The 26,536-nt window shown below is 60.1% G+C and carries 19 protein-coding genes; 11 read left to right on the top strand and 8 right to left on the bottom strand.

Going from position 1 to position 26,536, the window contains the following annotated elements:
- The first annotated feature begins 102 nt into the window (after positions 1-102).
- The 5 genes from RBB81_RS06025 to RBB81_RS06005 all read left to right on the top strand — a co-directional run bounded on the left by RBB81_RS06025 (position 103) and on the right by RBB81_RS06005 (position 8,916).
- Positions 103-2,121 carry an alpha-1,4-glucan--maltose-1-phosphate maltosyltransferase gene (locus RBB81_RS06025; protein WP_353073061.1) on the top strand — a complete coding sequence of 673 codons (2,019 nt, stop codon included), beginning with the start codon at positions 103-105 and terminating at the stop codon, positions 2,119-2,121.
- 42 nt (positions 2,122-2,163) lie between these two features.
- A complete protein-coding gene (gene treS / locus RBB81_RS06020) occupies positions 2,164-5,478 on the top strand; it encodes a maltose alpha-D-glucosyltransferase (RefSeq protein ID WP_353073060.1) in 3,315 nt (1,104 codons plus the stop codon).
- Positions 5,479-5,643: 165 nt separating this feature from the next.
- On the top strand, positions 5,644-6,441 hold the full coding sequence (locus RBB81_RS06015) for a hypothetical protein (RefSeq protein ID WP_353073059.1): 798 nt from the start codon (positions 5,644-5,646) through the stop codon (positions 6,439-6,441).
- A 39-nt stretch (positions 6,442-6,480) separates the two neighbouring features.
- On the top strand, positions 6,481-7,776 hold the full coding sequence (locus RBB81_RS06010) for an amidase (protein WP_353073058.1): 1,296 nt from the start codon (positions 6,481-6,483) through the stop codon (positions 7,774-7,776).
- Between the two features lie 108 nt (positions 7,777-7,884).
- The gene (locus RBB81_RS06005; RefSeq protein ID WP_353073057.1) at positions 7,885-8,916 is read left to right on the top strand and encodes a DUF1338 domain-containing protein; all 1,032 of its coding nucleotides are present in this window, start codon (positions 7,885-7,887) and stop codon (positions 8,914-8,916) included.
- Positions 8,917-9,167: 251 nt separating this feature from the next.
- Here RBB81_RS06005 and RBB81_RS06000 read toward each other — a convergent pair whose 3' ends face one another.
- Positions 9,168-9,581 (bottom strand): nuclear transport factor 2 family protein, encoded by a 414-nt coding sequence (locus RBB81_RS06000; protein ID WP_179581072.1) that lies wholly within the window; start codon positions 9,579-9,581, stop codon positions 9,168-9,170.
- Positions 9,582-9,716: 135 nt separating this feature from the next.
- On the opposite strand from RBB81_RS06000, the gene RBB81_RS05995 reads away from it, so the two are divergent.
- On the top strand, positions 9,717-12,671 hold the full coding sequence (locus RBB81_RS05995; RefSeq protein WP_423248067.1) for an FAD-binding and (Fe-S)-binding domain-containing protein: 2,955 nt from the start codon (positions 9,717-9,719) through the stop codon (positions 12,669-12,671).
- A gap of 13 nt (positions 12,672-12,684) precedes the next feature.
- On the opposite strand, the gene RBB81_RS05990 is transcribed toward RBB81_RS05995, so the two are convergent.
- Both RBB81_RS05990 and RBB81_RS05985 read right to left on the bottom strand, forming a co-directional pair.
- Positions 12,685-13,125, bottom strand: coding sequence for a hypothetical protein (locus RBB81_RS05990; protein WP_353073055.1), 441 nt, complete (start codon positions 13,123-13,125; stop codon positions 12,685-12,687).
- Positions 13,126-13,341: 216 nt separating this feature from the next.
- Positions 13,342-13,635, bottom strand: a complete 294-nt coding sequence (locus tag RBB81_RS05985; RefSeq protein ID WP_353073054.1) for a hypothetical protein — start codon at positions 13,633-13,635, stop codon at positions 13,342-13,344.
- Between the two features lie 235 nt (positions 13,636-13,870).
- Here RBB81_RS05985 and RBB81_RS05980 point away from each other — a divergent pair, with 235 nt between their 5' ends.
- Together RBB81_RS05980 and RBB81_RS05975 are read left to right on the top strand one after the other, a co-directional pair.
- On the top strand, positions 13,871-15,040 hold the full coding sequence (locus tag RBB81_RS05980; RefSeq protein ID WP_353073053.1) for a hypothetical protein: 1,170 nt from the start codon (positions 13,871-13,873) through the stop codon (positions 15,038-15,040).
- Positions 15,041-15,397: 357 nt separating this feature from the next.
- The gene (locus RBB81_RS05975) at positions 15,398-16,912 is read left to right on the top strand and encodes an aldehyde dehydrogenase family protein (protein WP_353073052.1); all 1,515 of its coding nucleotides are present in this window, start codon (positions 15,398-15,400) and stop codon (positions 16,910-16,912) included.
- A 21-nt stretch (positions 16,913-16,933) separates the two neighbouring features.
- Here RBB81_RS05975 and RBB81_RS05970 read toward each other — a convergent pair whose 3' ends face one another.
- Complete coding sequence (locus tag RBB81_RS05970; RefSeq protein WP_179581064.1) at positions 16,934-17,413, bottom strand: hypothetical protein; 480 nt, start codon at positions 17,411-17,413, stop codon at positions 16,934-16,936.
- A gap of 223 nt (positions 17,414-17,636) precedes the next feature.
- On the opposite strand from RBB81_RS05970, the gene RBB81_RS05965 reads away from it, so the two are divergent.
- On the top strand, positions 17,637-18,584 hold the full coding sequence (locus RBB81_RS05965) for a VOC family protein (RefSeq protein WP_353073051.1): 948 nt from the start codon (positions 17,637-17,639) through the stop codon (positions 18,582-18,584).
- 56 nt (positions 18,585-18,640) lie between these two features.
- Here RBB81_RS05965 and RBB81_RS05960 read toward each other — a convergent pair whose 3' ends face one another.
- Positions 18,641-20,131 (bottom strand): M20/M25/M40 family metallo-hydrolase, encoded by a 1,491-nt coding sequence (locus RBB81_RS05960; protein ID WP_353073050.1) that lies wholly within the window; start codon positions 20,129-20,131, stop codon positions 18,641-18,643.
- Positions 20,132-20,297: 166 nt separating this feature from the next.
- Here RBB81_RS05960 and RBB81_RS05955 point away from each other — a divergent pair, with 166 nt between their 5' ends.
- Complete coding sequence (locus RBB81_RS05955) at positions 20,298-21,782, top strand: alpha-amylase family glycosyl hydrolase (protein WP_353073049.1); 1,485 nt, start codon at positions 20,298-20,300, stop codon at positions 21,780-21,782.
- Here the strand turns inward: RBB81_RS05955 and RBB81_RS05950 are convergent.
- The 3 genes from RBB81_RS05950 to RBB81_RS05940 all read right to left on the bottom strand — a co-directional run bounded on the left by RBB81_RS05950 (position 21,779) and on the right by RBB81_RS05940 (position 25,387).
- On the bottom strand, positions 21,779-22,672 hold the full coding sequence (locus tag RBB81_RS05950; RefSeq protein ID WP_353073048.1) for a DUF4097 family beta strand repeat-containing protein: 894 nt from the start codon (positions 22,670-22,672) through the stop codon (positions 21,779-21,781). The two genes, RBB81_RS05955 and RBB81_RS05950, sit on opposite strands and share 4 nt — an antisense overlap.
- 137 nt (positions 22,673-22,809) lie before the next feature.
- Positions 22,810-24,012 (bottom strand): glycosyltransferase, encoded by a 1,203-nt coding sequence (locus RBB81_RS05945; RefSeq protein ID WP_353073047.1) that lies wholly within the window; start codon positions 24,010-24,012, stop codon positions 22,810-22,812.
- A gap of 202 nt (positions 24,013-24,214) precedes the next feature.
- The gene (locus RBB81_RS05940) at positions 24,215-25,387 is read right to left on the bottom strand and encodes a hypothetical protein (RefSeq protein WP_246373679.1); all 1,173 of its coding nucleotides are present in this window, start codon (positions 25,385-25,387) and stop codon (positions 24,215-24,217) included.
- A 238-nt stretch (positions 25,388-25,625) separates the two neighbouring features.
- Here RBB81_RS05940 and RBB81_RS05935 point away from each other — a divergent pair, with 238 nt between their 5' ends.
- Positions 25,626-26,498 carry an AraC family transcriptional regulator gene (locus RBB81_RS05935; protein ID WP_353073046.1) on the top strand — a complete coding sequence of 291 codons (873 nt, stop codon included), beginning with the start codon at positions 25,626-25,628 and terminating at the stop codon, positions 26,496-26,498.
- The last annotated feature ends 38 nt before the right edge of the window (positions 26,499-26,536 follow it).

Below are 26,536 nucleotides of genomic sequence, written 5' to 3'. Positions count from 1 at the left end.
TCTTCTTATGCAGGAGTCCTTGTTCGTACCGATATCGGTATTTTTGAGCGCGGCCTGTCGGACTACTATAGGTACGAAAGCCAGTCTGAAGATCTGAGTGATATGAAACCTATCGAAGGCCGTAAGCGAGTCGTCATTGAAGGGATCAACCCACAAGTCGATTGTGGACGCTATCCAGCCAAGCGAATTCTGGGCGACATCGTAACCGTAACTGCGGCGGTTTTTGGCGATGGACACGACCATGTCTCAGGACGTTTGCTCTATCGCCACTCGAGCGCGAAGGATTGGCAATCCATGCCGCTCTCCCCGCTTACCAATGATCTCTGGTCCGCCAGCTTCACCGTGGATGCGCTCGGCGATTGGCTCTATACCCTCGAGGCTTGGGTTGACCACTTCGACACCTGGTCTGCCGATCTGCAAAAGCGGCTGGCAGCACAGCCCGGTCAGCCTGGCGTGAGTTCTTCGGCCGAATCACAGGATATCCCGCTCGCGCTGCGCTCCGGCGCTCTCCTGCTGGAGCAGGCCGCGGGGCGCGCCAAAGGGCCCGATAGCAAACGTTTAGCAGACGAGGCTGCGCGTCTCCTCGAACTCGCGAACGCAAAGTCTGAGACCTACGATAATCCCTTGACGGACGAGATCCTCGCGCTCGTCGCACTATACCCTGATCTCACCCTGGCGACGCGCTATTCTCAGGATCTGCACCTGTGGGTTGACCGCGAACGGGCACGCTACTCGACCTGGTATGAGCTCTTCCCCCGGTCCACCTCGCCCGATCCTGCGCGGCACGGCACCTTTGCGGACGTGCAGGCGCTTCTGCCAACCATCGCCGCGATGGGCTTCGATGTGCTCTATATGCCGCCGATTCATCCCATCGGCAAAGCGTTTCGCAAAGGCCCGAACAACAGTGTCACCTCGACCGAGACCGATCCGGGCAGCCCCTGGGCGATCGGAGCAAAAGAGGGCGGCCACAAATCCATCCTCGCTGAACTCGGCACCCTGAAAGACTTCGACGCTCTTGTCGCCGCTACGCGCGAGCACGGCATGGAGCTGGCTCTGGATATCGCCTTCCAATGTTCCCCCGACCATCCCTGGGTCGCCGAGCATCCCGACTGGTTCAATATCCGCCCCGACGGCTCCATCCAATACGCGGAGAACCCACCAAAAAAATACCAGGACATCTACCCGCTCAACTTCGAGTCGCCTGATTGGCGCGGCCTATGGGAGGCTCTGCGCGATGTTTTCACCCACTGGATCAAGCGCGACGTCAAAATCTTCCGTGTCGACAATCCGCACACCAAGGCCATTCCGTTCTGGGAGTGGTGCATCGGCGAAATCCATAAAAAATATCCCGATGTGATCTTTCTCGCCGAGGCGTTCACGCGCCCGCACGTGATGTACTCGCTGGCCAAGGCTGGCTTCAGCCAGTCCTATACCTACTTCACCTGGCGCAATAGGAAGGACGAGCTTCGGGAGTACTTCGAGGAGATTACCAAGCCGCCCGTAACCGACTTCTTTCATCCGAACCTCTGGCCAAACACACCCGACATCCTGCATGCCACACTTCAAAACGGTGGCCGCCCCGCCTTCATGCAGCGCCTGATCCTCGCGGCAACTCTTGGCGCGAACTACGGCATGTACGGCCCTGCCTACGAACTCGGCGAAAATCTTCCCGCCAAACCCGGCAGCGAAGAATATCTCAACAGCGAGAAGTACGAGATCCGTCATTGGGACCGTAGCGCGAGCACAAGCCTTGCCCCGCTTATTACCAAGGTCAATCAGATCCGCCGCACCAACCCCGCACTCCAAAGCGACGGCTCGCTTCACTTCCACAACGTGGACAACTCAAACATCCTCTGCTACAGCAAGTGGAGCGGCGACAATCAGATTCTCGTCGCCATCAACCTCGATCCCACGCAGGAACAGGCAGGATGGATCGATCTCGACCTCAAGGAACTGGCCATCCCGCACAACGAAACCTTTGACATCGAAGATCTGCTTACAGGCACCCATTACCAATGGCACGATCGCAGCAATTACGTTGCTCTGCGCCCCGACGTGATGCCCGCGCACATCTTCCGCCTTCTCCGCAGACCCATCGTCGAGACCGCCCAGACCCCGTAAGCAAAACGTTCAAAAAGATAGCTTCCAGCACGAGGACGAAGAGTGAAAAAAGTCTCCAGCGCTACCGATCCGCTTTGGTACAAGGATGCGATCATCTACGAGATTCACGTCCGGGCCTTCATGGACTCGAATGCGGACGGCATCGGCGACTTCCCCGGCCTCATGTCGAAGCTCGACTATCTTCAGGATCTCGGCGTCACCTGTCTGTGGCTTCTGCCCTTCTTCCCTTCGCCTCTGCGCGACGATGGCTACGACATTGCAAACTACGTCGACGTCAACCCCAGCTACGGAACCATCAACGACTTCAAGCAGTTCCTTGATGCCGCCCACCTTCGCGGCATGCAGGTCATGATCGAGCTCGTCATCAACCACACCAGCGACCAGCATCCATGGTTCAAAGCTGCGCGCCTCGCTCCCAAAGCTTCCCCAGAACGCGATATGTACGTCTGGAGCGACACCGACAAGCTCTTCGAGGGCGTCCGCATCATCTTCACCGACACGGAGAAGTCTAACTGGGCCTGGGATGATGTCGCACAGCAGTACTACTGGCACCGCTTCTTCTCTCATCAGCCCGACTTGAACTTCGACAACCCGCGCGTGATGGAGGAGGTTCTCTCGGCGATGCGCTTCTGGCTGGACATGGGCGTCGACGGCCTGCGCCTGGATGCGATTCCCTACCTGATCGAGCGCGACGGCACCAGCTGCGAGAATGTGCCCGAGACCCACGTCAAGATCAAAGAGATTCGCGCCGTAATCGATGCCGAATACGAGAATCGCCTGGTGCTCGCCGAAGCCAACATGTGGCCCGCAGACGTCCGTCCCTACTTCGGCGACGGCGACGAGTGCAACATGGCCTTTCACTTCCCGCTCATGCCGCGCATCTACATGGCACTGCGTCAGGAGGACCGTCTGCCAATCACAGACATTATGTCGCAGACTCCCTCCATTCCGGACAACTGCCAGTGGGGTCTCTTCCTTCGCAATCACGACGAACTCACCCTCGAGATGGTCACCGACGACGAGCGCGACTACATGTACTTCGCATACTCGGCCGACCCGCGCATGCGCATCAACGTTGGCATCCGCCGACGCCTCGCGCCTCTGGTCGATAACAATCGCCGCCGCATCGAGCTGCTCAACTCGCTTCTTCTCAGCTTCCCCGGAACGCCCATCCTCTACTACGGCGACGAGATCGGCATGGGCGACAACATCTATCTGGGCGATCGCAACGGCGTCCGCACGCCCATGCAATGGAACTCCGACCGCAACGCAGGTTTCTCGACGTCGATCCCCGCGCGGCTTTATTTTCCCGTCATCACCGATCCGATCTGGGGCTATCAATCGATTAACGTCGAGGCCCAGCAGTCCGATCAATCGTCCCTGTTGCATTGGACACGCAACATGATCGCCCTGCGCAAACTCTTCCACGTCTTCGGGCGTGGGACGCAGGAGTTCCTCAGTCCAGAAAACCGAAAGATCCTCGCCTACATTCGCCAGTACGAAGAGAACGGCAACTGCGAAACCGTCCTTTGCGTCGCGAACCTATCGCGTTTTTCGCAGCCCGTCTCGCTCGACCTCTCTAAATTTTCCGGCATGGTTCCCGTCGAGATGCTGGGGTACGTCAATTTCCCCACTATCACTGCGCAGCCATACCCACTCACGCTTTCGCCATATTCCTTTCTCTGGCTCGAACTGCAATCCGCACCGGCAGCGCCTGAGCCAGTAGAGGTACCCGTAGACGAGCCTGTCGTGCACATGCTCAGCCGCGGCATCGAAGGCGTTCTGACCGGAGAAGGCTTAACTCTTCTGCAGCATCTGCTGGCCAGCTACCTTCCGCACCAGCGCTGGTTTGGAGCGAAATCTCGAACCATCAAGACCGTTGAAATTCTGGACTCTGCAGAGCTTCGCGACCTCAACGCAATGATTCTCTTCCTGCATCTGACCTATGAAGACGACAGCGCCGATGTCTATCAGCTCGCGCTCACCATCAGCACAGGCGAGGTTGCAGAGATAGTCCGCGCTTCAGACCCGGCGAGCATTGTCGCGACCGTCACAACCTCTGAAGGTCCCGCAGTCCTCCACGATGCGGTCGCGCGCGAAGACGTTCGTCAGGCGATCCTTCGCCTCATCGAGACGAACGGTGAACTCCCCACCCGCAACGGGAGCCTGCGCGGACGCAGCAGCAGCGCCTTCGCCGAAGCTCGCGGCAGCGGTCCGCTTCCGGCTCGCACGGGTTCAGCCGAACAATCCAACACCTCCATCCTTTACGACGCGAAGCTCATCATGAAGCTCTTTCGCCGGCTCCAGCCCGGTGAAAATCCCGACACCGAGATCGGCCGTTTTCTCACCGAGACAGCACACTTTCCCCGCATCGCTCCGTTTCTTGGGGATATCACACTCCACTCCAAAACCGGCGACCCCACCACCATCGCGATGCTCCAGGGCCTGGTCGAAAACGAAGGAGATGGCTGGCAATGGACCCTCGACGAGCTCTCGCACTACTACGAGAGCGTCGCCATCCTGCCCGCTCTTCATGACCTCGGCACTCCGCCGTCCTTCCTTGGAAAGAGCGAATCTCCGGCCCTCGCTCGCGAACACGCCGGCCTCTATCTCGACGCTGCTGCGCTGCTAGGCCGTCGCACCGCCGAGATGCATCTTGCACTCGCCACTCCCACTCACAACCCGGCCTTCTCAGCCGAAGACTTCACAACTGCCGATCTCGTCGCCGACGCCGACCGTATCGACGCACAGCTGTCCCTCACCCTCGATGCTCTCAAGCGCGGCATGTCGCACCTTACCGAGACAACCGCCGATAACGCCGCTCTCGTTCTCAGCCGTCGCATCAACCTATTCGCCCGAGCACGAGCCATAGCCTCCGCGACGCCCACCGCAGCCGGCCAGCGCATCCGCATTCACGGGGACTATCATCTCGGCCAGGTCCTTCGTTCCCGCAGCGACTACGTCATCCTCGACTTCGAAGGCGAGCCCGCGCGTAGCCTCGCCGAACGCCGCGCCAAACAATCGCCTCTGCGAGATGTGGCAGGCATGCTGCGTTCCTTCAGCTACGCCGCGCACGCCGCACATAACGCCTTCGCGCAGCGTCGCCCAGACGACGCAAAGTATCTCGAGCCGTGGGCCACGCTCTGGCAGAACTCCGTCTCCACCGAGTTTCTCCACGCCTACCATGCCACGATCCACGCCAAAGATCCGGGCCTGATCCCCGAGCCCGCGCAGGCACAGCTCCTGCTCAACGCATACCTGCTGGAGAAATCCCTCTACGAGCTTCTTTATGAGCTCAACAACCGCCCCGCGTGGGTCAGAATACCCCTCTCAGGCATCCTGTCCCTGCATTCATAAATATTTTCTTGGCTATCTTTCCTGCGATACAAATTCCATTCTTTTGTCTTGTCGAAAAAAAATTCCACGATAGTCTGAATCATGGCTCCAGTGAAGCTGATCGTTGTCTTTGCCGCATGCCTCGCGTGGTTGCCGGCCAACTCATCGTCAACTGGACATTTCCTCTTGACAGAGCGCGGTGCCGCATCCGACCTCGAGATCGCCGGCATAGCCGCAGATATCGCACCCGGCACAGTCCGCTACATCTCCTACGGCCAACTCGCGACACTTCCCCAGACAACCGTCACAGTCACAGGCGATGACAACTTCCGCGAACTCCCTCAGCAAAAGCTAACCGTCACCGGCGTCTATCTCGACGTCCTCGAGAGCTCCCTCGGCGTCCTTCCCGGATCGGATCTACTGACCGCCCTATGTTCCGACGGCTATCGTGCAACCTACACTCGCGAATATGTGAAGACGCACCGTCCCATCCTCGCGTTGAAGATTGACGGCCTGCCAGTCAAAACCTGGGCGGCCCAGACGCACATCGACGACCCCGGCCCCTACTTCATCACCCACGAAGACTTCACGCCGTCCTTCAGCGTCCTCTCCTTTCCGGAGATCCCGAAGATCCCCGCAAAGATAACCCGCCTCGAGTTCGGCACAACGCAGCAGGTCTACGGGGCCATCGCACCTCACCAAAAAGATGCGTCCAATCCGCAGATCATCGATGGTTTTCGCATCGCCCAGCAACACTGCTATCGCTGCCACAACATGGGCAGCTATGGCGGCACCAAGGCAGGCAGGTCGTGGCAGACGCTAGGCAACTTCGCAGCCTCATCGCCATCGACCTTCGAACGCTACCTCCGCAATCCAAAATCCATCGACCCGAAGTCGGCCATGTCACCTAATCCACAACTCGATGAGTCCACTGCGAAGGCCCTCCAAACCTACTTCCAGACCTTTGCCACGATACCCCACTAATCCTCAACCTTAGCGTCGCCGTCCATTCTGGTCCAAGCCATGACAAACCCCCAATCCCCACTCACATCCCTTCATCACGCGCTCGCGTCGTCTGAGACAGATCCCCACACGATAGCAGTCGCTGCAGCCGGCAAAGCAAACAGCAACGACTCGCACAACGCCTTCCTCACCCTTACAACAATCGAATCGCTCCATCGAGCCGAACGACTCCCGAACCTCTTTGCCGACACTCAAAATCGTCCACCGCTCTACGGCGTTCCAATCTCGATCAAAGACTGCTTCGACCTAACAGGCACCACGACAAGCTGCGGCTCCCGCTACTACCAGCAACTCCATCCCGTCGCCGAAAAAAACTCATGGGTCGCGCAACGCCTTCTCGATGCGGGCGCGATCATCCCCGGAAAAACTCATCTCCATCAGCTCGCCTATGGCATCACCGGCGAAAACGCCGACTACGGAGACTCCGTCCAGCCACGCGACTCAACTCTGCTCACCGGCGGCTCCTCCAGTGGCGCGGCTGCGAGTGTGCAGGAAGGATCTGCCCTCGCAGCCATCGGCACCGACACCGGAGGCTCGGTCCGCGTCCCTGCTGCACTCTGCGGGCTCGCCGGCTACCGCGCCTCCCTCGGTGTCAGCCGCGGCGAAGAACGCTGGTCCGGCGCAGCTCACCTTGCTCCATCCTTCGATACCCTTGGCCTGCTCTTCCGCGATCTACGCGATGGTCCCGCGCTCGCCGGCGCTATCTACGACATCCCCTCCATCACCGCACCATCTCAACCCCGCATCGGCTATGTTGGCGACAACTTCACACACGATTGCGAACCCGAGGTCCTCTCCGCATTCGCGGCATGGAAGCAGCGCCTCACCGAACGCCGCGCAACCCTGATGCCGATCGACACCGCCTTCTGGGTCGACAGTTTAGATATCTTCGCGTCCATACAAGCCAGCGAAGCAGCCCAGCTCCACCGCAGCCACTATCAACACTTCGAGCCCGCGATCGCAGAACGCCTTGCCTGGGGGGCATCTATCACCATCGAGCAACTCCAGGCTTTTCACCGTCGCCTCGAAGTCTTCCGCTCCCAGATGTCGTCGCTCTTCCAACAAGTCGATCTCCTCCTGCTCCCCTGCGCTCCCGTCAGCAAACTCTTCGCCGGCAAAGACCAGTCGCACATCCGCAAAGCGATCCTGCGTTACACCACGCCCGCCAGCCTTGCCGGCTTGCCCGTCGTCACTCTCGCTGGCGAAGCAATCGGTGCGCCCCTCGGCACCGGAATGCAGCTAGTCGCCGCTCCCATGCAGGACGCCTCGCTCTTAGCGTTCGCGGCGGCTCTCTAGCCAATTAGTCACAACGCGACGGAAGCGCATCAACTTTACAGATGCGCTCCCATTGACGATGATGTTAGGGCCGGATGCACACCCTCCGGCAGTCACGGGGAATTAACAATGAGCACAAGCAACGGCGTACTACGCGAAACACTCGACAAGATCATCGGTACCGACCGCACCGAACACCTCTTCAAGCTCCTGGTCATCCATCCCGAGATCGCCGCCGCCCTCGGCCCGCAGGTCTCTCGCGCCGTCCTCGCGCAAGCACTCAACATGCTCCTCTTCGAAGACCTTCTTCGCCGCGTCCCCACTGCCAAAACTTACGCCGACTACACCCTCAGCAAGGGGCGGCAGATCCTTCACGATCACGGTGCCGTCCGCACCGTCGCCCTCGAAGGCATGGGCGGCCTGCCCGCCGGACAAGAGGCCATCACCCGCATCCTGCGTCCGCTCGGCTACGCGCTCAACGGCGTCTACCCGCTCGAGCGTCTCAAGATGACCGGCCGCTCCCACGCCCAGGCCGACTACCCCGAAGCGATCGCGCAGTTCTTCCTCAGCGAGCTCCATCCCGAGCGCTTCTCCCCCGAGTTCCAGGCCGCCGTCCGGCGCGTCACCGCGAGCTCGAAGGACCCCGTCACCCCGCAGGCGAAGTCCCTCCTCGACAAACTCGAATCCACCGGCTCCCTCAGCGTCGATGAATCTGTAACTCTGCTGCCCATCCTCGCCTCGGTCTTCGAGCGTCAGCACACCGAACCCACGCTCGCCGACTACGAAATCCTCCTCGCAGAATCCCCCGAGATGGCCTGGATCTCCACCGAGGGCAACGCCTTCAACCACGCCACCGACCGCGTCCCCGACGTCGATCAACTCGCCGAAGAACAGAAAGCCCTCGGCCAGCCCATGAAGGCTGCCGTCGAAACCTCGCAGTCCGGCCGTGTTCGCCAGACAGCCTTTCTGGCCGCTAAGGTTCAACGCAAGTTCCACACCGCAGAAGGCGCACTCGTCGCCAAAGAGGTCAACGGCTCCTTCTACGAATTCATCACTCGCCTGCCGCTCCCCGAAGAAGACGGCAAGCAGAAACTCGATCTCGGCTTCGACAGCTCCAACGCCCAGGCCATCTTCAAGATGACCGCCACCGGCAAGTCCTAGTTGCTGCGCGAACCACCGGACTGCATCGGCGCAAGTCAATGCAGTCCGCATTTACGACTAAGCCCTACAACCGCAGGATTGTGGATGCGGTCCTGAAGAATCATCGCCTGATAAAAGTTAGATGGCTCCTGCTGACAGCAAGCAGTCTCTACTCATTTTGTAAAAAGATTCGCCCTTTCAAACCGCCCCCGTGTCGTGCCAGCCATCTTCAAGATGCCGCGACCTCGTGATCGGTTTGGCGGATGAAGGAATTAGGCCCAGCCGAGTTCTTTCATCGCAAACCCGGAGTTCCAGATCTTTGTGAAATGGGAGATTTTGTCACCGTCGAATTGTAGGAAGTAAACATAGTCGGACTTCGTGGTCTTTCCGGTCGGCGAAATCGGGCCGCCTGCCAAGTGCGTGCCAGTGAAAACCGCGTAGATGTTGACGTTGTTCCGTTCTGTATCGGTCGCGAATGACTTCACATCATACGTTCCGTCGGTAAGAACCGTAAGCAACCCTTGCATCCAGTTGGTGTACTGCTCAACCGTCGACACCTCGGCGAGCGGTTCCGCCTGTGCGGAGAACGTAGCCCCGGGGGTGCAATATGCGCTGCATACCGACCAGCCCTTGCCCGTCTCACAAGCTGCCAGAAACTCTTCCGCTGTCTTCGTAATCGACATCATTGCTCCTATCTGCTTAGAGGCGCGTGGCGACGAATTTGATTCCCGGCGCACTCATTGCCACTCCCGCACATCATTTGGACAATGCTAAACTCCACGATCTGGTGCGCGACCACAAATAACCGTACCATCAACCTCATGGCTGCTCCTCCCACCCTGCCCTTCGTCATCCTGCCGAGCTCCCACGCCCGCGCACACGACACCTTCGCCGACGCCGACGAGCTCGCCTCACTCCTCCGCGAGCAGATCCGCGGCGAAGTCCGCTTCGATCCCGCCTCCAAAGCCCTCTACTCCACCGACGCCTCGAACTACCGCCACATCCCCATCGGCGTCGTCATCCCACGCGACGAAGCCGACGTCATCACCACCGTCACCCTCTGCCGCCGCTTCAACGCACCCATCCTCACCCGCGGAGCCGGCACCTCGCTCGCCGGACAGGGCTGCAACGCCGCCGTCATCCTCGACTTCTCGAAATACATGAACGGCATGGACGAGATCGACGTAGAAAACCGCACCGTCAAAGTCCAGCCCGGCATCGTCCTCGACCGTGTCCGCGACGCCGCCGAAAAACTCCACCTCACCTTTGCACCCGACCCCGCAACGCACAGCCGCTGCACCATCGGCGGCATGATCGGCAACAACTCCTGCGGCGTGCACGGCCTCATGGGCGGCAAAACCGTGGACAACATCGCCACACTCGACCTCCTCCTCTACGACGGCACCCGCCTAACCGTAGGCCCCACGACCGAAGCCGAACTCGCCGCCCACATCGCAGCCGGCGGCCGCACCGGCGAGATCTACTCCACCCTCAAATCCCTCCGAGACACCTACTCCACTAAGGTCCGTGAGAAATTCCCCAACATCCCACGCCGCGTCTCCGGCTTCAACCTTGACGAGCTCCTCCCCGAAAACTCCTTCAACGTGGCCCGCGCCTTAGTCGGCAGCGAAGGCACCTGCGCCATCATCCTCGGCGCAACCCTGCAGCTCGTTCAATCTCCACCCTGCCGCACCCTCGTCGGCGTCGGCTTCCCCGACATCTTCCTCGCCGCCGACCACGTCCCCCAGATCCTCGAGCACAAACCCATCGGCTTCGAAGGCATGGACGGTCTCCTCCTCGACGCCATGCGCCGCAAGCAGAAGTTCGCCGAAGAGCTCACGCTCCTCCCAGATGGCAACGGCTTCCTCATCATCGAGTTCGGCGGCGACACCCAGGCCGAGGCCAACACCAAAGCCCGCGCCCTCGTCGCCTCACTCAAAACCATCGCACCAGACGCCACCACGCGCATCTACACCTCCGTCGAAGCCAAGAGCATCTGGCGCGTCCGCGAGTCCGCCCTCGGCGCCACCGCCTTCATCCCCGGCGTAGGAACCGGCTGGGAGGGTTGGGAGGACGCCGCCGTCGATCCCCATCAACTCGGCAGCTACCTCCGCGCCATCTTCGCCCTTATGAACGAGTACGGCTACCGCAGCCCCATGTACGGCCACTTCGGCCAGGGCTGCGTCCACATGCGACACAACTTCGACCTCGAAACTCCCGAAGGTATCCTCAAATTCCGCCAGTTCATGGACCGCGCCACCGACATCGCTCTCGCGCACGGCGGCTCTCTCTCCGGCGAACACGGCGATGGTCAGGCCCGCGGCGCTCTCCTCCCCAAGATGTTCGGCCCCGAGCTCATGCAGGCCTTCCGCACCTTCAAGAGCCTCTTCGACCCCACCAATCGCCTCAACCCCAACAAGCTCATCGACGCGCACGAGCCGCACGAAGACCTTCGCCTCGGCGCCGACTACAATCCCTGGCACCCAAAAACTCACTTCGCCTACGCCGAGAACAACGGCTCCTTCGCCTCAGCCAATCTCCGCTGTGTCGGCGTCGGAGCCTGCCGCAAAACCGACGCCGGCACCATTTGTCCCAGCTTCATGGCCACCGGCGAAGAGCTTCACTCCACCCGCGGCCGCGCCCACCTCCTCTGGGAGCTGATGCAAGGCGAAGTCCTCCCCGACCAATGGAAGAACAAGCAGGTCAAAGAGTCTCTCGACCTCTGCCTCGCCTGCAAAGCCTGCAAGTCCGAGTGCCCCGTCTCGGTCGACATGGCCACCTACAAATCCGAGTTCCTCGCTCACCACTACGAAGGCGAGCCCCGTCCGCTCTCGCACTACGCCTTCGGCCGCATCGACGTCTTCGCCCGCCTAGCCTCCTACGCCCCGCACCTCGTCAACGCCGTCAACCACACTCCCCTCATCAGCTCCATCATCAAAAAAATTCTCCACATCCACCCAAAGCGCAGCTTCCCGCGCTTCTCCAAACCCTTCACCCCCGATCGCCGTCTCGCCCGCGACCCTCAACGCCGCCGCGACCGCCGCATTCCACTCCCCGCCGACGCCCCCGAGGTCTTCCTCTGGGCCGACACCTTCAACAACTACTTCCACCCCGCCGCCATGCGCGCCGCTCACAACGTCCTCACCACCGCCGGCTTCCGCGTCACGCTCCCCACGCAACACCTCTGCTGCGGCCGTCCCCTCTACGACTTCGGCATGCTCGACACCGCCAAAGACTATCTCCTCAAAACTCTCAACGCCCTCACCGCGCAGCTACAAGCCGGCACCCCCATCGTCGTCCTCGAACCCTCCTGCGCCTCCGTCTTCCGCGACGAACTCACCAACCTCCTCCCCCACGATCCCCGCGCGCAAAAGCTCCGCGACCAGACCTTCCTTCTCAGCGAGTTCCTCGTCAAACGCGCCCCCCACTACCGTCCCCCGCAACTCAACGAAAAGATCCTCGTCCACGGCCACTGCCATCACCGCGCCACCATGGGCATGCAAGACGAAATAACCCTCCTCCGCCTCACCGGAGCCGAAGTCGAACTCCTCGACTCAGGTTGCTGCGGCATGGCCGGCCCCTTTGGCTTCGAAAAAGACAAGTTCGCCGTCTCGCAAACCCTCGCCAACCGCGTTCTCCTCCCTGCGGTCCGCGCCAAATCCGCAGGCACCATCCTCGTCACCGACGGCTTCAGCTGCGCCGAGCAGATCACCCAGAACACCAAAGCCAAACCCATGCACCTCGCCGAAGTCCTCGCCCAATCCCCTCAAGACTAACCACCCCGCCGGACTAAGTCTTATCCGTCGGCAGAGACCCCCTCTCTCGCAGAAGAGACGTCAGATCCTCGTGATTCAAATAGAAGACGATCTTCAACCCATCATCCGATCGATACAGCACAAACGTCGAACGCAAAGTAAGACCGTCGCCAGGCCCGCTTCCTCGATCAAGCTTCATCAGCCACTCGGTCTTCAGCAAAACGTATCGATCATCCAGCCTCGTCTGCTCTACCGATGCCAGCGCAGTTGCTCCGCCACCCACACCCTCAAACAGCTTCCTTCGCAGGGGAATCGCCATCAACAGCTTCGAAGACGGTACTGCACGCGCGCCGCTCGGATCGGCCGACATAAAGACATCGGCAAACTGCTCCACAATCTCTTCAGCACTCCCTACGTTAGCGTTTATCTGGAATCGTTTGAGAAAGTCTTCTACCTCTTTATCGATATTTTTCACCACGGCTCCTTGAATGGCTGATCAAATTCCTGATCGTCCCCCTGCCGTGTCCGCGACAAGGTAACCTTTAGTATTATACCACTTTTTGGGTTACAAATCAAGACGCACCCCCCTTGGCCGAGAAAAACGTCGCCTCCGAATCATGGCCTCGCGAGCCCCCACAACGAAACAAATTCCGCCGCCGCCCCGTCCTCGCACCGCTAAAACCGCGTCTACTCATATGAGCCTTCCATCGGCTCCCTCCGCGGCATTCAAATCGCCGCGCCCGACGGCTCCGTCAACTTCCGCACCGTCTTCCCCGGCTTCTACATGGGCCGCACCAATCACATCCACTTCAAAGTCCGCATCGAAGGCCACGAAGCAAACAAGACCTACGCCGCCGGCCACACCTCGCACATCGGCCAGGTCTTCTTCCCCGAAGAGATCACAACGCTCATGCAACACGAGCCCTACAGCAACCACCAGATCCACCGCACCACCCAGGCAGAAATCCACGTCTTCAGCGATCAAAACGGCCAACTCCAAATCGTGAATCTCAAGCCATTACACGCCGGCGACTGCTCCAAAGGCCTTCGAGCAGAACTCATCGCTGCCGTCGACCCCATAGCAAACCCATCCCCGGCAGGACGCAGGGGTCGTCCAGGAATGTCACCTCCACGATCCCTGATCTCGCCAAGATGCCAAACCCACCTCTCCTCGAATAAAATCTCCGCTGTAGAGTCGCGACACCGAGGTCTAAGTGACCATGGACAAGAGACTGCGGCAAACGATCCCGAAGCGAAGCGAACTATCAGCTCCCCACCAAAACAAATTCGCCGCTATCGCTCTCCTCCTCGCCCTCGCTGCCGTCGGCGCCGCCGCTCAGTCAAGCACCGAAGCAGCGCCCACCGCACAACAAGCACCTTCCCCTGACGCAACTCCCACCCTTCACGTCTACACCAATCTCAAGCAGGTCCCCGTCCTCGTCCTCACCGACGACTACCAGCGAATGAAACCCCTCGACACTTCAAAGTTCCGCATCAGCCTGGACTCAGGACCGCAGTTTCCTCCGACGTATGTCCGTCAGGAAGGCCGGGATCCAATCTCCTTGTCGATCCTGATCGATGCGAGTAAGCCGGACAACCAGATGCTGCCGCGAATCTCCCAGGCAATCGCCGGTCTCGCGCCAGACTACCTGCAACCGCAGGATCGTGTCTCGATTTATGTGCTCGATTGCACCCTCATCCGCACAGCCTACGAGGCGCCGGCCAACGCGGCCGTACTCAGGCAGACGGTCGATCGCGGGTTGACGCCCTGGCAGATCCGTCAGCGAAAGAAGGGTTCCGCAGTACCCTGCAAGCCATCCATACCCCTTTGGGACTCCATGGCGAACGTGCTGGACGAGCTCGCGCCCCAGTCCGGACGACGTGTCCTCCTGGCGATAACCGACGGCGAAGACAGCGGCAGCCGAACACTGTGGTCGACGGTAAGGCGACGCGCCCAGTTCGAATCGATCGCCGTCTTCGGACTACTTCCCACCCCGGTCTTCGCCGCGATGAATCGCCAAGACAGAGGAGAGATCAAGGTCGACTCCTCATCCCTTCGGTCTACCGAAGACAAATTCAACCAGATCTGCGGCCTCAGCGGCGGAGTCGAAGTTCAGCAAAGATATGGAATCGTGAGCTGGCGGTTGCGGGAGTTCCTACAGATGGTGCGGGAGCGCTACATCCTCGAGTTTCCGCGCTCTCCCACCGAAGAAGCTGGAGAACACACTATAGCCGTCTCCTACAGAAAGCGTGATCTATATATTGCGCCCTCAGGAATCACTGTTCCCGTCGCAAGCGAAGACGAGAAAAAGGGTGCGAACACCGTTCCAATAAATTCATCACAAGCGCCAGTGGAGGGCTCGCGAAGGGTGCTCCTCCCCAACCAGTAATCCTCCCCTGGCTCTCACCCAAAAATCTTGTCAAGCCCCGAAACCGCGAAAACCCGCGCCAATCCAGCACATTCGCGTGGCGTATGAGTTACTCTCCAACCGCTATACTGGTATCAGACTTGGAAAAGCCCTCGCCGCAAGAGGGCTTTTCCTATTGCAAACCGTAACCCCTTTGATTGGACGTATTTGCCTGTAAACCCTTTGTTATGAATATTTTGCAAATGTCGTCCAAACGTAAGCTGATGATTCAAAGCGACTTATACGATAATACCCCTCAGGGGGGTGCGCCTCCCCCGCCAACTTGCCACCCCTGACCCGAACCATCTACGCTAACCCTCGAGACAACCCAGACAAACCATGACGATCAGAAAAGAAGTCGAAGACATCCTCGCGCACCTCGGCGTCCCCGCCACCACCGGCAACCTCACCGTCCGCACCCCAATCACCGGCGAGGTCATCGCCCAGATCGCCACGATCACGCCTGAGGCCGCCAGCAAAGCCATCGCCTTCGCCCACACCGCCTTCCTCCAATGGCGCCTCATCCCTGCACCGCGTCGCGGCGAACTCGTCCGCCTCCTCGGCGAGGAGCTTCGCGCCCAAAGCCATCTACTCGGCCGCCTCGTCACCATCGAAACCGGCAAGATTCTCTCCGAGGGTCACGGCGAAGTTCAGGAGATGATCGACATCTGCACCTTCGCCGCTGGCCTCTCGCGCCAGCTCGCCGGCCTCACCGTCCCCTCCGAGCGCGCCAAACACCGCATGATGGAGACCTGGCACCCTCTCGGTGTCGTCGGCATCATCTCCGCCTTCAACTTCCCGGTCGCCGTCTGGAGCTGGAACGCCGCCCTCGCGCTCGTCTGCGGCAACGCCGTCGTCTGGAAGCCCTCCGAAAGGACCCCCCTCACCGCCCTCGCCACGCAGGCTATCTTCGAACGAGCCGCTGAAAAATTCGCCGAGATATACGAACCCGTTCCCGAAGGCCTCTCCACCCTCCTCATCGGCGACGCAAAAGTAGGCGAGCAGTTAGTTGATAGCCCACTCATCCCGCTCGTCTCCGCCACCGGATCAACGACCATGGGCCGCGCCGTAGCTCCAAAGCTCGCCGCACGCTTCGCCAAAGCCATCCTCGAGCTCGGCGGCAACAATGCAGCCATCGTCGCCCCCACCGCCGACCTCGACCTTACCCTACGCGCCATCGCCTTCTCTGCCATGGGCACCGCCGGCCAGCGCTGCACGACCCTCCGCCGCCTCATCGTCAATGAAAGCGTCTACGACAAGCTCATACCGCAGCTCAAAAAGGTCTACGGCTCCGTCGTCATCGGGGACCCCGGCGCACAGGGCACCCTCGTCGGCCCACTCATCGACGAGCGCTCCTACACCGCCATGCAGAAATCCCTTGAAGAAGCCCGCAGCGCCGGAGCCGCCGTCACCGGAGGAGAACGAATCCCAACCGCGAACGACGAAGCCTTCTACGTCCGCCCCGCCCTCGTCGAGATCGGCTCGCAAACCGACACCGTCAAACGCGAGACCTTCGCGCCGATCCTCTACGTCCTCAAATACACCGACTTCGCCGACGCCCTCGCCCTCCACAACGACGTCCCCCAGGGCCTCTCCTCGTCGATCTTCACCATGAATCTCCGCGAAGCCGAACTCTTCCTCTCCGCCACCGGCTCCGACTGCGGCATCGCCAACGTCAACATCGGAACCTCAGGCGCAGAGATCGGCGGAGCCTTCGGCGGCGAAAAGGAGACCGGCGGAGGCCGCGAGTCCGGCTCCGACGCGTGGAAGGCGTACATGCGCCGCGCCACCAACACCATCAACTACGGAACCGACCTGCCCTTGGCACAAGGAGTCAGCTTCGACATCGACTAAACGTAGCCACACGGCGGCTGTTTAGGCCGCAAGACCAAGCGTCGAGTTGACCGTAGCCAGCGCGGCCTTCTCCTCCTCGGAGACCAGAGTCCCTCCGAAGCCGAGAAATCCGCCTTCCTTGGTCGCCTCTGCGGTCGCCTTCGCAACTCCGGCCAGCCACTGCTTTACCTCAGTCGCTTCTTCCGGCGTAGCCTTCTGCGCCAGCAGATCGGAGGTCCGCTTCAGGATCTCGGTTGCCGCCGCCTGTACCTGAACAGGAGTAGCGCCCGCCGGTGGTCTAGGAATCGACATCTTCTGAGTCAGGTCCTGCGCAAGATCTTTCAGCAACGGCGTCTGCGCTGATCCGGCTGCTTGCAAGATCATCTTGCCCGCAGCAGTAGACTCTTGAACGAGGCCGATAGGTCCGCTGGGGCTGGCCGCCACAACCAGAATGCTCGCCATAAACGGAGAGGAACGCAGGAGGTCCCACTCATCAACGCTGAAATCTGCTCTTGTGCTCATCGAAAGTCCAGCCTTCCGCCCCATCGCAATCACGTGCGCCGCCGACAAGGGCTCTTGGGATTCGGACAGCAAAAAGATTGGCCCACCAATCACTGCCGGACTTCGAGGCTATCGAGCCGACTGTGCCCTGTCAATCGAAGCACCGTGAATTTCAAGAAAACGTGCGCCTCGGCCCGAATTCAAACCATGTACGATAACTCCGACGAGAGGACTGAAACTTCAGATGAATCGAAGCAAGCGACTAGCAGCGATCTGCGCCACCCTCTTCACCTGCACGCTGACCATCCAGGCCCAAACCACACCAACTCGTCCCAAGATTCTCGGCATCTCGCACGTCGGCTTCTTCGTCTCCGACCTACCCAAAGCCCTGGACTTCTGGCACGGCCTCCTCGGCTACGACGAACCCTACGATCTCAAGAACCCCGACGGCACCACCCGCATCGCCTTCATAAAGATCAACGACCACCAGCACGTCGAACTCTTCAATCAGCAACCGCCGGCAGGCTCGGGTCACCTCAGCCACATCGCCTTCATCGTCTCGAACGCCGAGCGGATGCGACTGTATCTCGCCTCTCGCGGCATCCTCGTCGGCAATCAGGTCAGCAAAGGCAAAACCGGCGACCTGAACTTCGAGATCAAAGATCCCGACGGCAATCTCATCGAGTTCGTCGAGCCTCAGCCCGATGGCATGGAAGCGCGCAACACCGGCAAATTCCTCCCCGCCTCCCGCATCTCCGACTCCATCTACCACCTCGGCTTTCTCGTCGGCAACAGCGAGAAGTCCATCAAGTTCTACGGCGATCTTCTCGCCTTCCACGAGTTCTGGCGCGGCAGCTCCAACGGCACGCAACTAAGCTGGATCGACATGCAGGTACCCGACGGCAACGACTACGTCGAGTTCATGCTCTACCGCGATCTTCCCCCACCGGACAAACGCGGAGGCCAGGAACACATCTCTCTCCTCGTGCCCGACGTCGCAAAGTCCATCAACGTCCTCGAATCTCGCCCAGCCTTCCAAACTTACGGCAAGCCTGTGGCTCCTCACACCGGCGTCAACGGCAAGCGCCAGGTCAACCTCTTCGACCCCGACGGCACCCGCGTCGAACTGATGGAGTCCGAAACAGCAAACGGCAAGCCGGTCCCACCCTCCACGGCTCCGCCGCCAAACTAAACTCACAAAAAAATGGCTGCAGCGGAACACTCGCCACAGCCATCCTTTTCTAAAAGCTACTTCGCAGGAGCCGCGGTCTTCCCTGCCAACTGCCCATCCATATCGGCCAACACATACGCCACCACGGACAACATCGCCGCGTTCTTCCGAAACTCCTTCGGATCCACCTTATCGAGCGTATCCGCCTCCGTATGGTGCCAGTCGAAGTAGTGCAGATCCTCTGTCCTCGGAGCCAACGCGGGCACGCCGTCGTCGGTAAGCGGCTCGATGTCAGACCCACCCCCACCCGGCAGCACCTTGTCCGCACCAATCGGCCCCAGCAGCGAAGCAATGTCCTGTAGCGTCGCAAACGACTGCTGCTGATCCGGCGGCAGCTTGCTCAAGTCAAAAGGCGGCGCACCAGGCATCATCGACTCGAACCCGCCATATCCAATCCCCAGCGGCTTCTCCGCTCCTTCGTCCATCTCGATCGCCGCCACCTGTTCGCCGATCTTCGCGCCAATCATCTTTCGATAAGCCTTCCCGCCCGCCTCGCCATTCTCTTCGTTCACCCAGAACACCAGCCGAATTGTCCGCTTCGGCTTCAGGCCCAGCTTATGAATCAGCGTCACCGCTTGAAACGTTCCCATAATGCCAGATCCATCGTCCTGCGCGCCTTGCCCCACATCCCAAGAATCAATGTGCCCGCCAATCACCACAACCTGCTCCGGATGCTCGCTGCCAACAATCTCACCCATCACGTTTCCGGCTTTCACGTCAGCTTCCATATGAGCGTCCATCTGCAGATGCACCTTCACCGGCCCCTCTTTGCACAGCCGCTCGATCATCAGCGCATCCTCGATCGAGATCGCAGCTGCCGGAATCTTCGTCACCTTCTCGTCGTAGTAAAGCGAGCCCGTATGCGGAGTCTGCATCGCCAGCCCCGTAGCCGACCGCACTAACACACCGACTGCGCCCTTCGCCGCGGCCTTCGACGGTCCAATCGCCCGATACATCACGTTCACGCCATAACCATGCCAGCCCGGATTGAACACCACGATCTTTCCCTTCACCTGCTCCGGCGTCATCGCATCCAGCGCCGCAAAGCTCGGCACAAACACCGCCTCCGCCGTAATGCCGTCCTTCGGTGTTCCCACGCTCATACCCAGCCCCAACATATGCAGCGGCTTCGTCACAGGCGCGACGATGGCACCCGACTCGCTCCCCCTCACCCAATGCGGCACCATCACCGGCTGCACCGTCACATTCTGCAGCCCGGCCTTTCGCATCAACTCGGCACCCCATTCCACCGCGGTGTTCAGCTGCGGCGAACCACTCAGCCGCTTGCCGATGTGGTCGCACAGATACGTCAGCGCCACATATCCATCGTCATCTGTCTCGCCTGCCTTCAGAATCCTATCCGCCTCCGCCTTGTACTTCGCCGCCAGCGGCCCGCTGACAGCCTGCATCGACACCGGTGGCGGCGTATCAGGTGCACCCATCTGCGCCGTCCCCGTCTGAACAAAAACCAGCGCAGCCCCCAAACCAAAAGCGGCAAGACCTTTCATGCAAATCTCCTTTTTATTTGTAACGGATTCATTGACCATAAAACCTCGCATCGTCAAACACAAGAAAATGAGCAAATATCGCCGGCACAACATAGCTCACCTGAGTACCTGACACTCCATCTCCCCACGCCAGGGCCATCTCGCGTAGCATCTCAATAACGAGCGCATGATCACCTTCCATCGAACGCCCCGCCGACCTTTCCTCCTCTGCTTCGCCTGCATCCTCACCGCAGCAAGTCCATTCGCCGCAACCCAAACCCTCGCCCGCCCCGGCTGGGTAGGCTCGGGCATCACCACCGACCTCTGGTGGAAACGCGCCATCATCTATGAGATCAATCCTGTCGACTTCGGCCCCGCCGGAGACAGCCCCCTCCACGGCATCGCTCATCGCCTCGACTACATTCACTCTCTCGGCACCGACGCCATCCTCCTCACGCACTTACAGCCCGATCCCACTCACGCCGAAACCATCGACCCCACCCTCGGCACCCTGGACGACTTCGATGACCTCCTCCGCGAAGCCAGCAGCCGCCACCTCCGCGTCCTGCTCGACCTCGACCCCGCCATTCCCGCAGCCGATCTGCCCAATGTCGCCCGCTTCTGGCTCAATCGCGGCATCGCGGGTTTTCATGTCATCGGCACCAACGACACCGCCCGCGCTCAGGCTTCAACTCTCCGCACCACGGCCAGCAGTTATCTCGGCCAACGCATCCTGATCGCGGATGCCGACCTTACCTTGACCGCAACTGCCCAACCTCAGCCTGAGCCACAACCCTCCACACGCGGCCGTCATCACGCGCACTCACGCTCTCGAAAACAATCAAGCACCGGCACTACAACCCACGCCTACACCGCACTCGACACCCAATCCCCGCAACTCCTCCTCGACGACCGCCCGGGTGCCATCACCACTCTCAACGCCGCTGCCATTCGTCCGATCATCGACCACCTCCAGGAGATCCAGCAAGCCGGACACAGCCTCCCGCTTCTCGCCACCGACGGCCCCTCCTTCACCCGGAGCATGAGCCGCTACGCCGACGGCCACCACGATCTTGCGATCGCCAGGCTTCTCGCCACCTTCCTCTTCACCACCCGCGCCGAATCGCTCCTCTACTACGGGCAGGAGCTCGGTGTCCGCACCTCGTCTTCACCTGACGCAGTCACACCGTTGATTCAGTGGGATGCACCACCACCGCCTGCAAAACCGGCACCCGCCACCGAAACATATGTCCCGTACAAGCCCCCCACGACCGCCGCGAGTACTCCTCCCGATGCCGCGCCCAACGCCGCACTGGAAGACGCCGACCCGAACTCTCTCCTCAACTGGTATCGCCAGCTCAGCACGCTTCACCACGGCAACACCACTCTGGCCTCGGGCACCAGCCTCACCATCAACCGCGACGATCAGAATGTTCTCGTCCTGATCCGCAAACCGAAGGTGGTCTCCGCCAACTCTCCCGTTCTGGTCCTGCTGTTCAATCTCACCCCACAGCCGGTACAGCTTTCGCTCAAAGCCGATACAACGAAACTCGGGCTGCGCGGCAGCTTTCTTCGGACAGTTCTGCGCTCCTATGACGGGATAGGCACCATGCATCTCGACGAGATGACGCTCCCGCCCTACGGGGCCTACATCGGCGAACTCCGCTACTAGAGCGTCGTAATGCTGACGTTTCCATCAGAGGCGTGAATGCTGAACGGAACGCCACCATTATTCAAATGTCCGTGGAGATGGTGTCCGCCCGACTCTCTGCTGTCGTAGTGATCCATCGTGAGCGGAAGAGTGCAGTTCAGATGCCCATCGCCGGTAGCCACATCCATATCCGCAGAGAGAGCCTGCGGCAGCCGAATGGAAACCCGTCCATCAGAACTCTTGATTCGCGAAGCACCCGTAAGCTGCGAACCTGGCGCAAGCGTAAAGTCGAGGTTTCCATCGCTCGTCTCAAGCTGAACCATCGTGAACTGACCATCGATCTTCATGTTGCCATCAGAGCCTCTAGCGTCAATGGTCCCAACCGCGTTGTGGAGGCTGACACTGCCGTCTGAAGCAACAAGGTGCACATCCCCTTTGATGTTGTCGAGCTCAACAGACCCGTCGCCAGCATGAATCTGAACCCTGCCCGTCAGGTCGCGCGCGGACAAATTACCGTCCGCCACTTTGGCATCCAGATCCAGCTTCGCCGGAGTCTCCACCGTCACCTTCGTCCTTCGGCTCTCGTTCCAGAGAACGCGAAAGCTGTGCGGTTTCTCTTTGATTCCGAAAAAGACGTGATCTCCCTCCTGGTGCTCCTCTATGGAATACTCGCTCAGCTTTTGAGTGGACTCCACATGAACTCGGATCTCTTTGCAATCGCCGCAGGAGTGAATCTCAAGTCCGCTATCGCCCGTCTCCACCGTAAGCGAGGCAGATCCTCCACCCACGGCATAGACCTTCTGCCAATCGTGGTCTGAGCTCTGAGCAAACACCGCAGAAGATGAGGAAGCGAGAACAATCGCCGCGACCGTAGCGACGAATCCGATGGAACGCATAGCAAAAGACGGCATAGTGATCTCCTGGCCGCAAGAAAGGGCAAAGAGGAGTACGCGGAGGAGGCCCGCACGGTTCCACGCCTGTTTTGTTTTTTTGTTGTCATTCCGTAGCGCAGCGAAGGAATCTGCTGTCACACCGACGGGCCTATCGCTTACGCCAGTTCCCGAACCGTCAGTCCGGCACGGCCGACCGGCAGCAGCGTCTCGTATCCCGCATAGACGCGGTCAAACACCGCATCCCAGCTGCACCCCAGCGCATACTCCCGCGCCTTCAGCCGCATTCCATCCAGCCGCGCCCTGTCTCTCACAAGATCCGCAACAGCCGCTGCGAACTGATCATCCTCCGTTACAAATCCCGTCTCGCCGTTCTGCACAATAAACTTCGGTCCGCCATCAGGGGTCACCACTGCCGGTACCCCACTCGCCAGCGCCTCCAGCACCACATTCCCAAACGTATCCGTATGTGAAGGAAATATGAGGACATCCATATTCGCATAAGCCTGTGCCAAGGCGACCCCCCGCAGCACTCCCGCGAACTCAGCATCGGCCATCTCTCGCCGCAGCTCCGCCTCGTCGCTGCCATGCCCGACGATCAAAAACCTCACCCCACCCACTTCCATCGCCGCGAGTTCTCTCTGTACACGCGCCAACAGCTTCACATTCTTCTCGATCGAGAGTCTTCCCACGTATCCCAGCACCACCCGCCTGTCGCCCACATCGCGCGTACGGTGCGCCGGCGAAAACCACTCCGTATCCACACCACGCTGCATCAGATAGCATGGCCTTCCCGTCGCTCTCTTCAACATGCGGCAAAGCTCTTCATTCGGCGCAAACAAAACTTTCGCCAACTGGTAAAACCGCGAAGTAGCCCACCACGCCCCAGCCTCCACGCCCTGCTCCGTCGCAGCGCCCGCCCGCGACGAGAGCCTGCCCGTCAACCACCCCATCCGCCGCGACGCATACTCATGCACATTCGTATGCCAGGAAGCCGCCAGCGGAATCGCCATCTCCCACGCAAAGTACGCTCCAAACATCCCCAGCTCGCTCGGCCCCGTAATGTGGATCACATCTGGCCGAAAGCGCTCCAGCTCCCGTCGAATCGCTCCGCCGTGCCGCCAGAACAGCGTGTCGAACTCGAGATCCTTCTCCATTCGCACCGAGCCCCGACTGCGCTCCAACTCCAGCGTGCGAAGCTCATCCACCTGCTCAAACGAAATCTCTCGTGCACCCGCTCGAACACACAGAAACGGAAACCCGCGTCTCTGGGCATAAGCCACAAAGTTGCGGCTTGTATGCGCGACCCCATTCACTTCATGAAACGAGTCCGGAAAGTAGGCAACACGCGGCACACGCATCGCTTTAGACTACCTCTCGTGCTCCGCAGTCCTAACAATCTTGCTAAGCTACAACGAGAAGCCAGGGTCTTCCCTCGCATGAAAAATAAAGCCGACCAACGGGAGGCCCCAGGGACGATGGCGCTCCCCAAACCGGTACACCCGCCACGAAGTGGCCGCCCTCCGCGCAGGAGGCCCGTCCGGCAGGACAGCAGCCTCTACCCTAGGCGTCCAGCTTCGCCAAAGTAGTCCGCATCTCGCCACTGTCGTTCCACGCCATCCGCAGGCCGCTCGAAACCGGCCCTGCGCCCATCATCCGAACCAACACCAGCACCGCCCGGAAGAACGCAGGAGCATGACCGGTCGTCCAGAGCCGCGTCATCGGCTGCATCACCCCCTCGGCGTCGGGGTGATAGACCCGCTCATCCCACAATCTGGACCCTTCGGGAAAATCCGGATAGTTCCTGATCGCATCCAGCGTGGACTGCAGAATCCTGTGCTTCCATGGTTCGGCATACTGCGGCATAAAGAGCACATGACTCTCCCGCTCGCGCCTTACCTCGTGCACAAACTCGTTGAAGCTCGTCGCCCGCGTCAGGTTTACATTGGCATTCGGCTCAACACCATGCCGGTCGCCGCCGCTGATCACTAACTGGTTCCACTTTCCCGCCAGCGTGGAGGTCTCGCGGTTCTCCTTCCAGGAGCGCAGGCCGTTCAGTTCCAGCGCATGAACGAACTGCCCATTCACCGCCAGAAACTCGTTCACCAATACCTCGTGTTTCTCCATCCCCACCCGGTACAGATCCCACAGCGGGTGGTTGAACACAATCAGCACTCCTGGCAGCTCATCGAGCTCCGCCAGCATCTCCGTCAGCAGCTTCGGCGCTCTCGTCGCCACCGGAATGGCCGTAAACACTGCCATCCGTTCCATCCACTGCGCCCCAGTCGCACTCGGCAGGTTGTGAATCCCCAGATGAAACGCGGTGGCCCCAAACGGCACCGTCCACTCTACCGATACCGGAATATGCCGCGACGAAGGCACAGTTCGCAGCAGCATCGGCGCATTGATATCGTCATGATCCGTAATCGAAACCAGTCCCTGAATCTGCAGTTTGTCCTCGATCTGCTTTCGCTCCAGATCAAACGCCAGGCTGGGCGTCAACGGTGGCGTCCAGTAAGCACGCGCATAATCTGCATCGATTCCCGTCAGTCGTTTGCTCCGCCGCTCGCCCCACCGAATGACCGGCTGCAGAAAACTCCAGTCCTTTGACAGCTCCGAGATGAAATCCAGCGTCTCCTTCGATTGATTCGTATGGCTATGCAGCGATACGCCCGTCATGAAGCCCTTCGCCGCCTCCGGTTCCCGCCACAGGTATGAAACGCTCGACTGGCTCATCGGGTGACCCCCCAGGTTCCTAGGCCCTCAGGCTGCTTACGACCACAGTATGGAGCCGACATGTGACGAGGGTATGACTGCACCAATAATGCAGCTTCAAAATCCCTAAACCACGTATCTACAATGATTCCCCAAAGGTTGTAGCGGCGCTCCAACCCTTCTCAACTCCGGCTTCAGCCCTCTGAACTTCGGAAAGACAAAATCCGTATCCTATCCAGAGCCCGTAGGGAGAGAATCTATGCCGCGACAGCCCACATCACCGCAGGTTCTGGCACACGTAAGAATGGCCGATGGCGTCGCCTTCCAGTTACGCAAGGATCCCCCGGGGACCCTGGAGGTCTCGGAGCTGAACAACGTTCTCCTGAGCATCCACGTTGGCTCACCAACCAGGGTCTCCTGCCGACGGGATAACAGGCACTTCACTGGAACCGCAGTACACGGGGATATCGACATCATTCCGGCACACACTCCGAGCCGCTGGGTGATGCACGATGAAAATGACACGGCCCTCCTTCTCAGCCTGCCGCAACAATTCCTCCACCGCATCGCGAACGAGTCTGGAGTGGACAGCTCAAAGTTGGAGATTCGCAACCGCTTCCAGGTGCGCGACCGCGAATTGGAGGCACTCAGCTGGGCGATGAAGCGGGAGATGGAGTCGGGGTGTCCGTCAGGTCGCTTTTATCTCGATGGACTCGCGCTGGCAGTGGCTTCACGCCTGGTGACTCGACACAGCTCTCTGGCAAAGTCAGCGCCTGAAAAGAACCAGGGGCTAAGCGGCCACAAGCTGAAGCGGATTCTCTCCTTCATCGAAGATCAGCTTGCTGAGAATCTTTCGCTCGACCAGATCGCCACCGTCGCAGGAGTCAGTGCCTCCCACATGAACACGCTCTTCCGCAAGTCCACCGGACTGCCCATCCATCAGTACGTCATCCAGCGTCGTGTCGAGCGCGCGAAGACACTCCTGACGCACGACAATCTTTCCATGGAAGAGATCGCGCAGACCGTAGGTTTTGCCCATCAAAGCCACATGGCAAAACATATGCGGCGCGTTCTCGGAGTTCCTCCAAAGGCGATGAAGCGGCTGTTGGCAGACTCTCCCAACTACAACTGATCTTTTGTCCGCCGATTGTGCTCGAAAGCATCGAAACG

Origin of the sequence: Tunturibacter gelidoferens (genome assembly GCF_040358255.1) — a bacterium.
Lineage (GTDB): Bacteria > Acidobacteriota > Terriglobia > Terriglobales > Acidobacteriaceae > Edaphobacter > Edaphobacter gelidiferens.
Note: the sequence above shows the minus strand (reverse complement) of the source record. Positions and strands in the feature narration are given on the sequence as shown.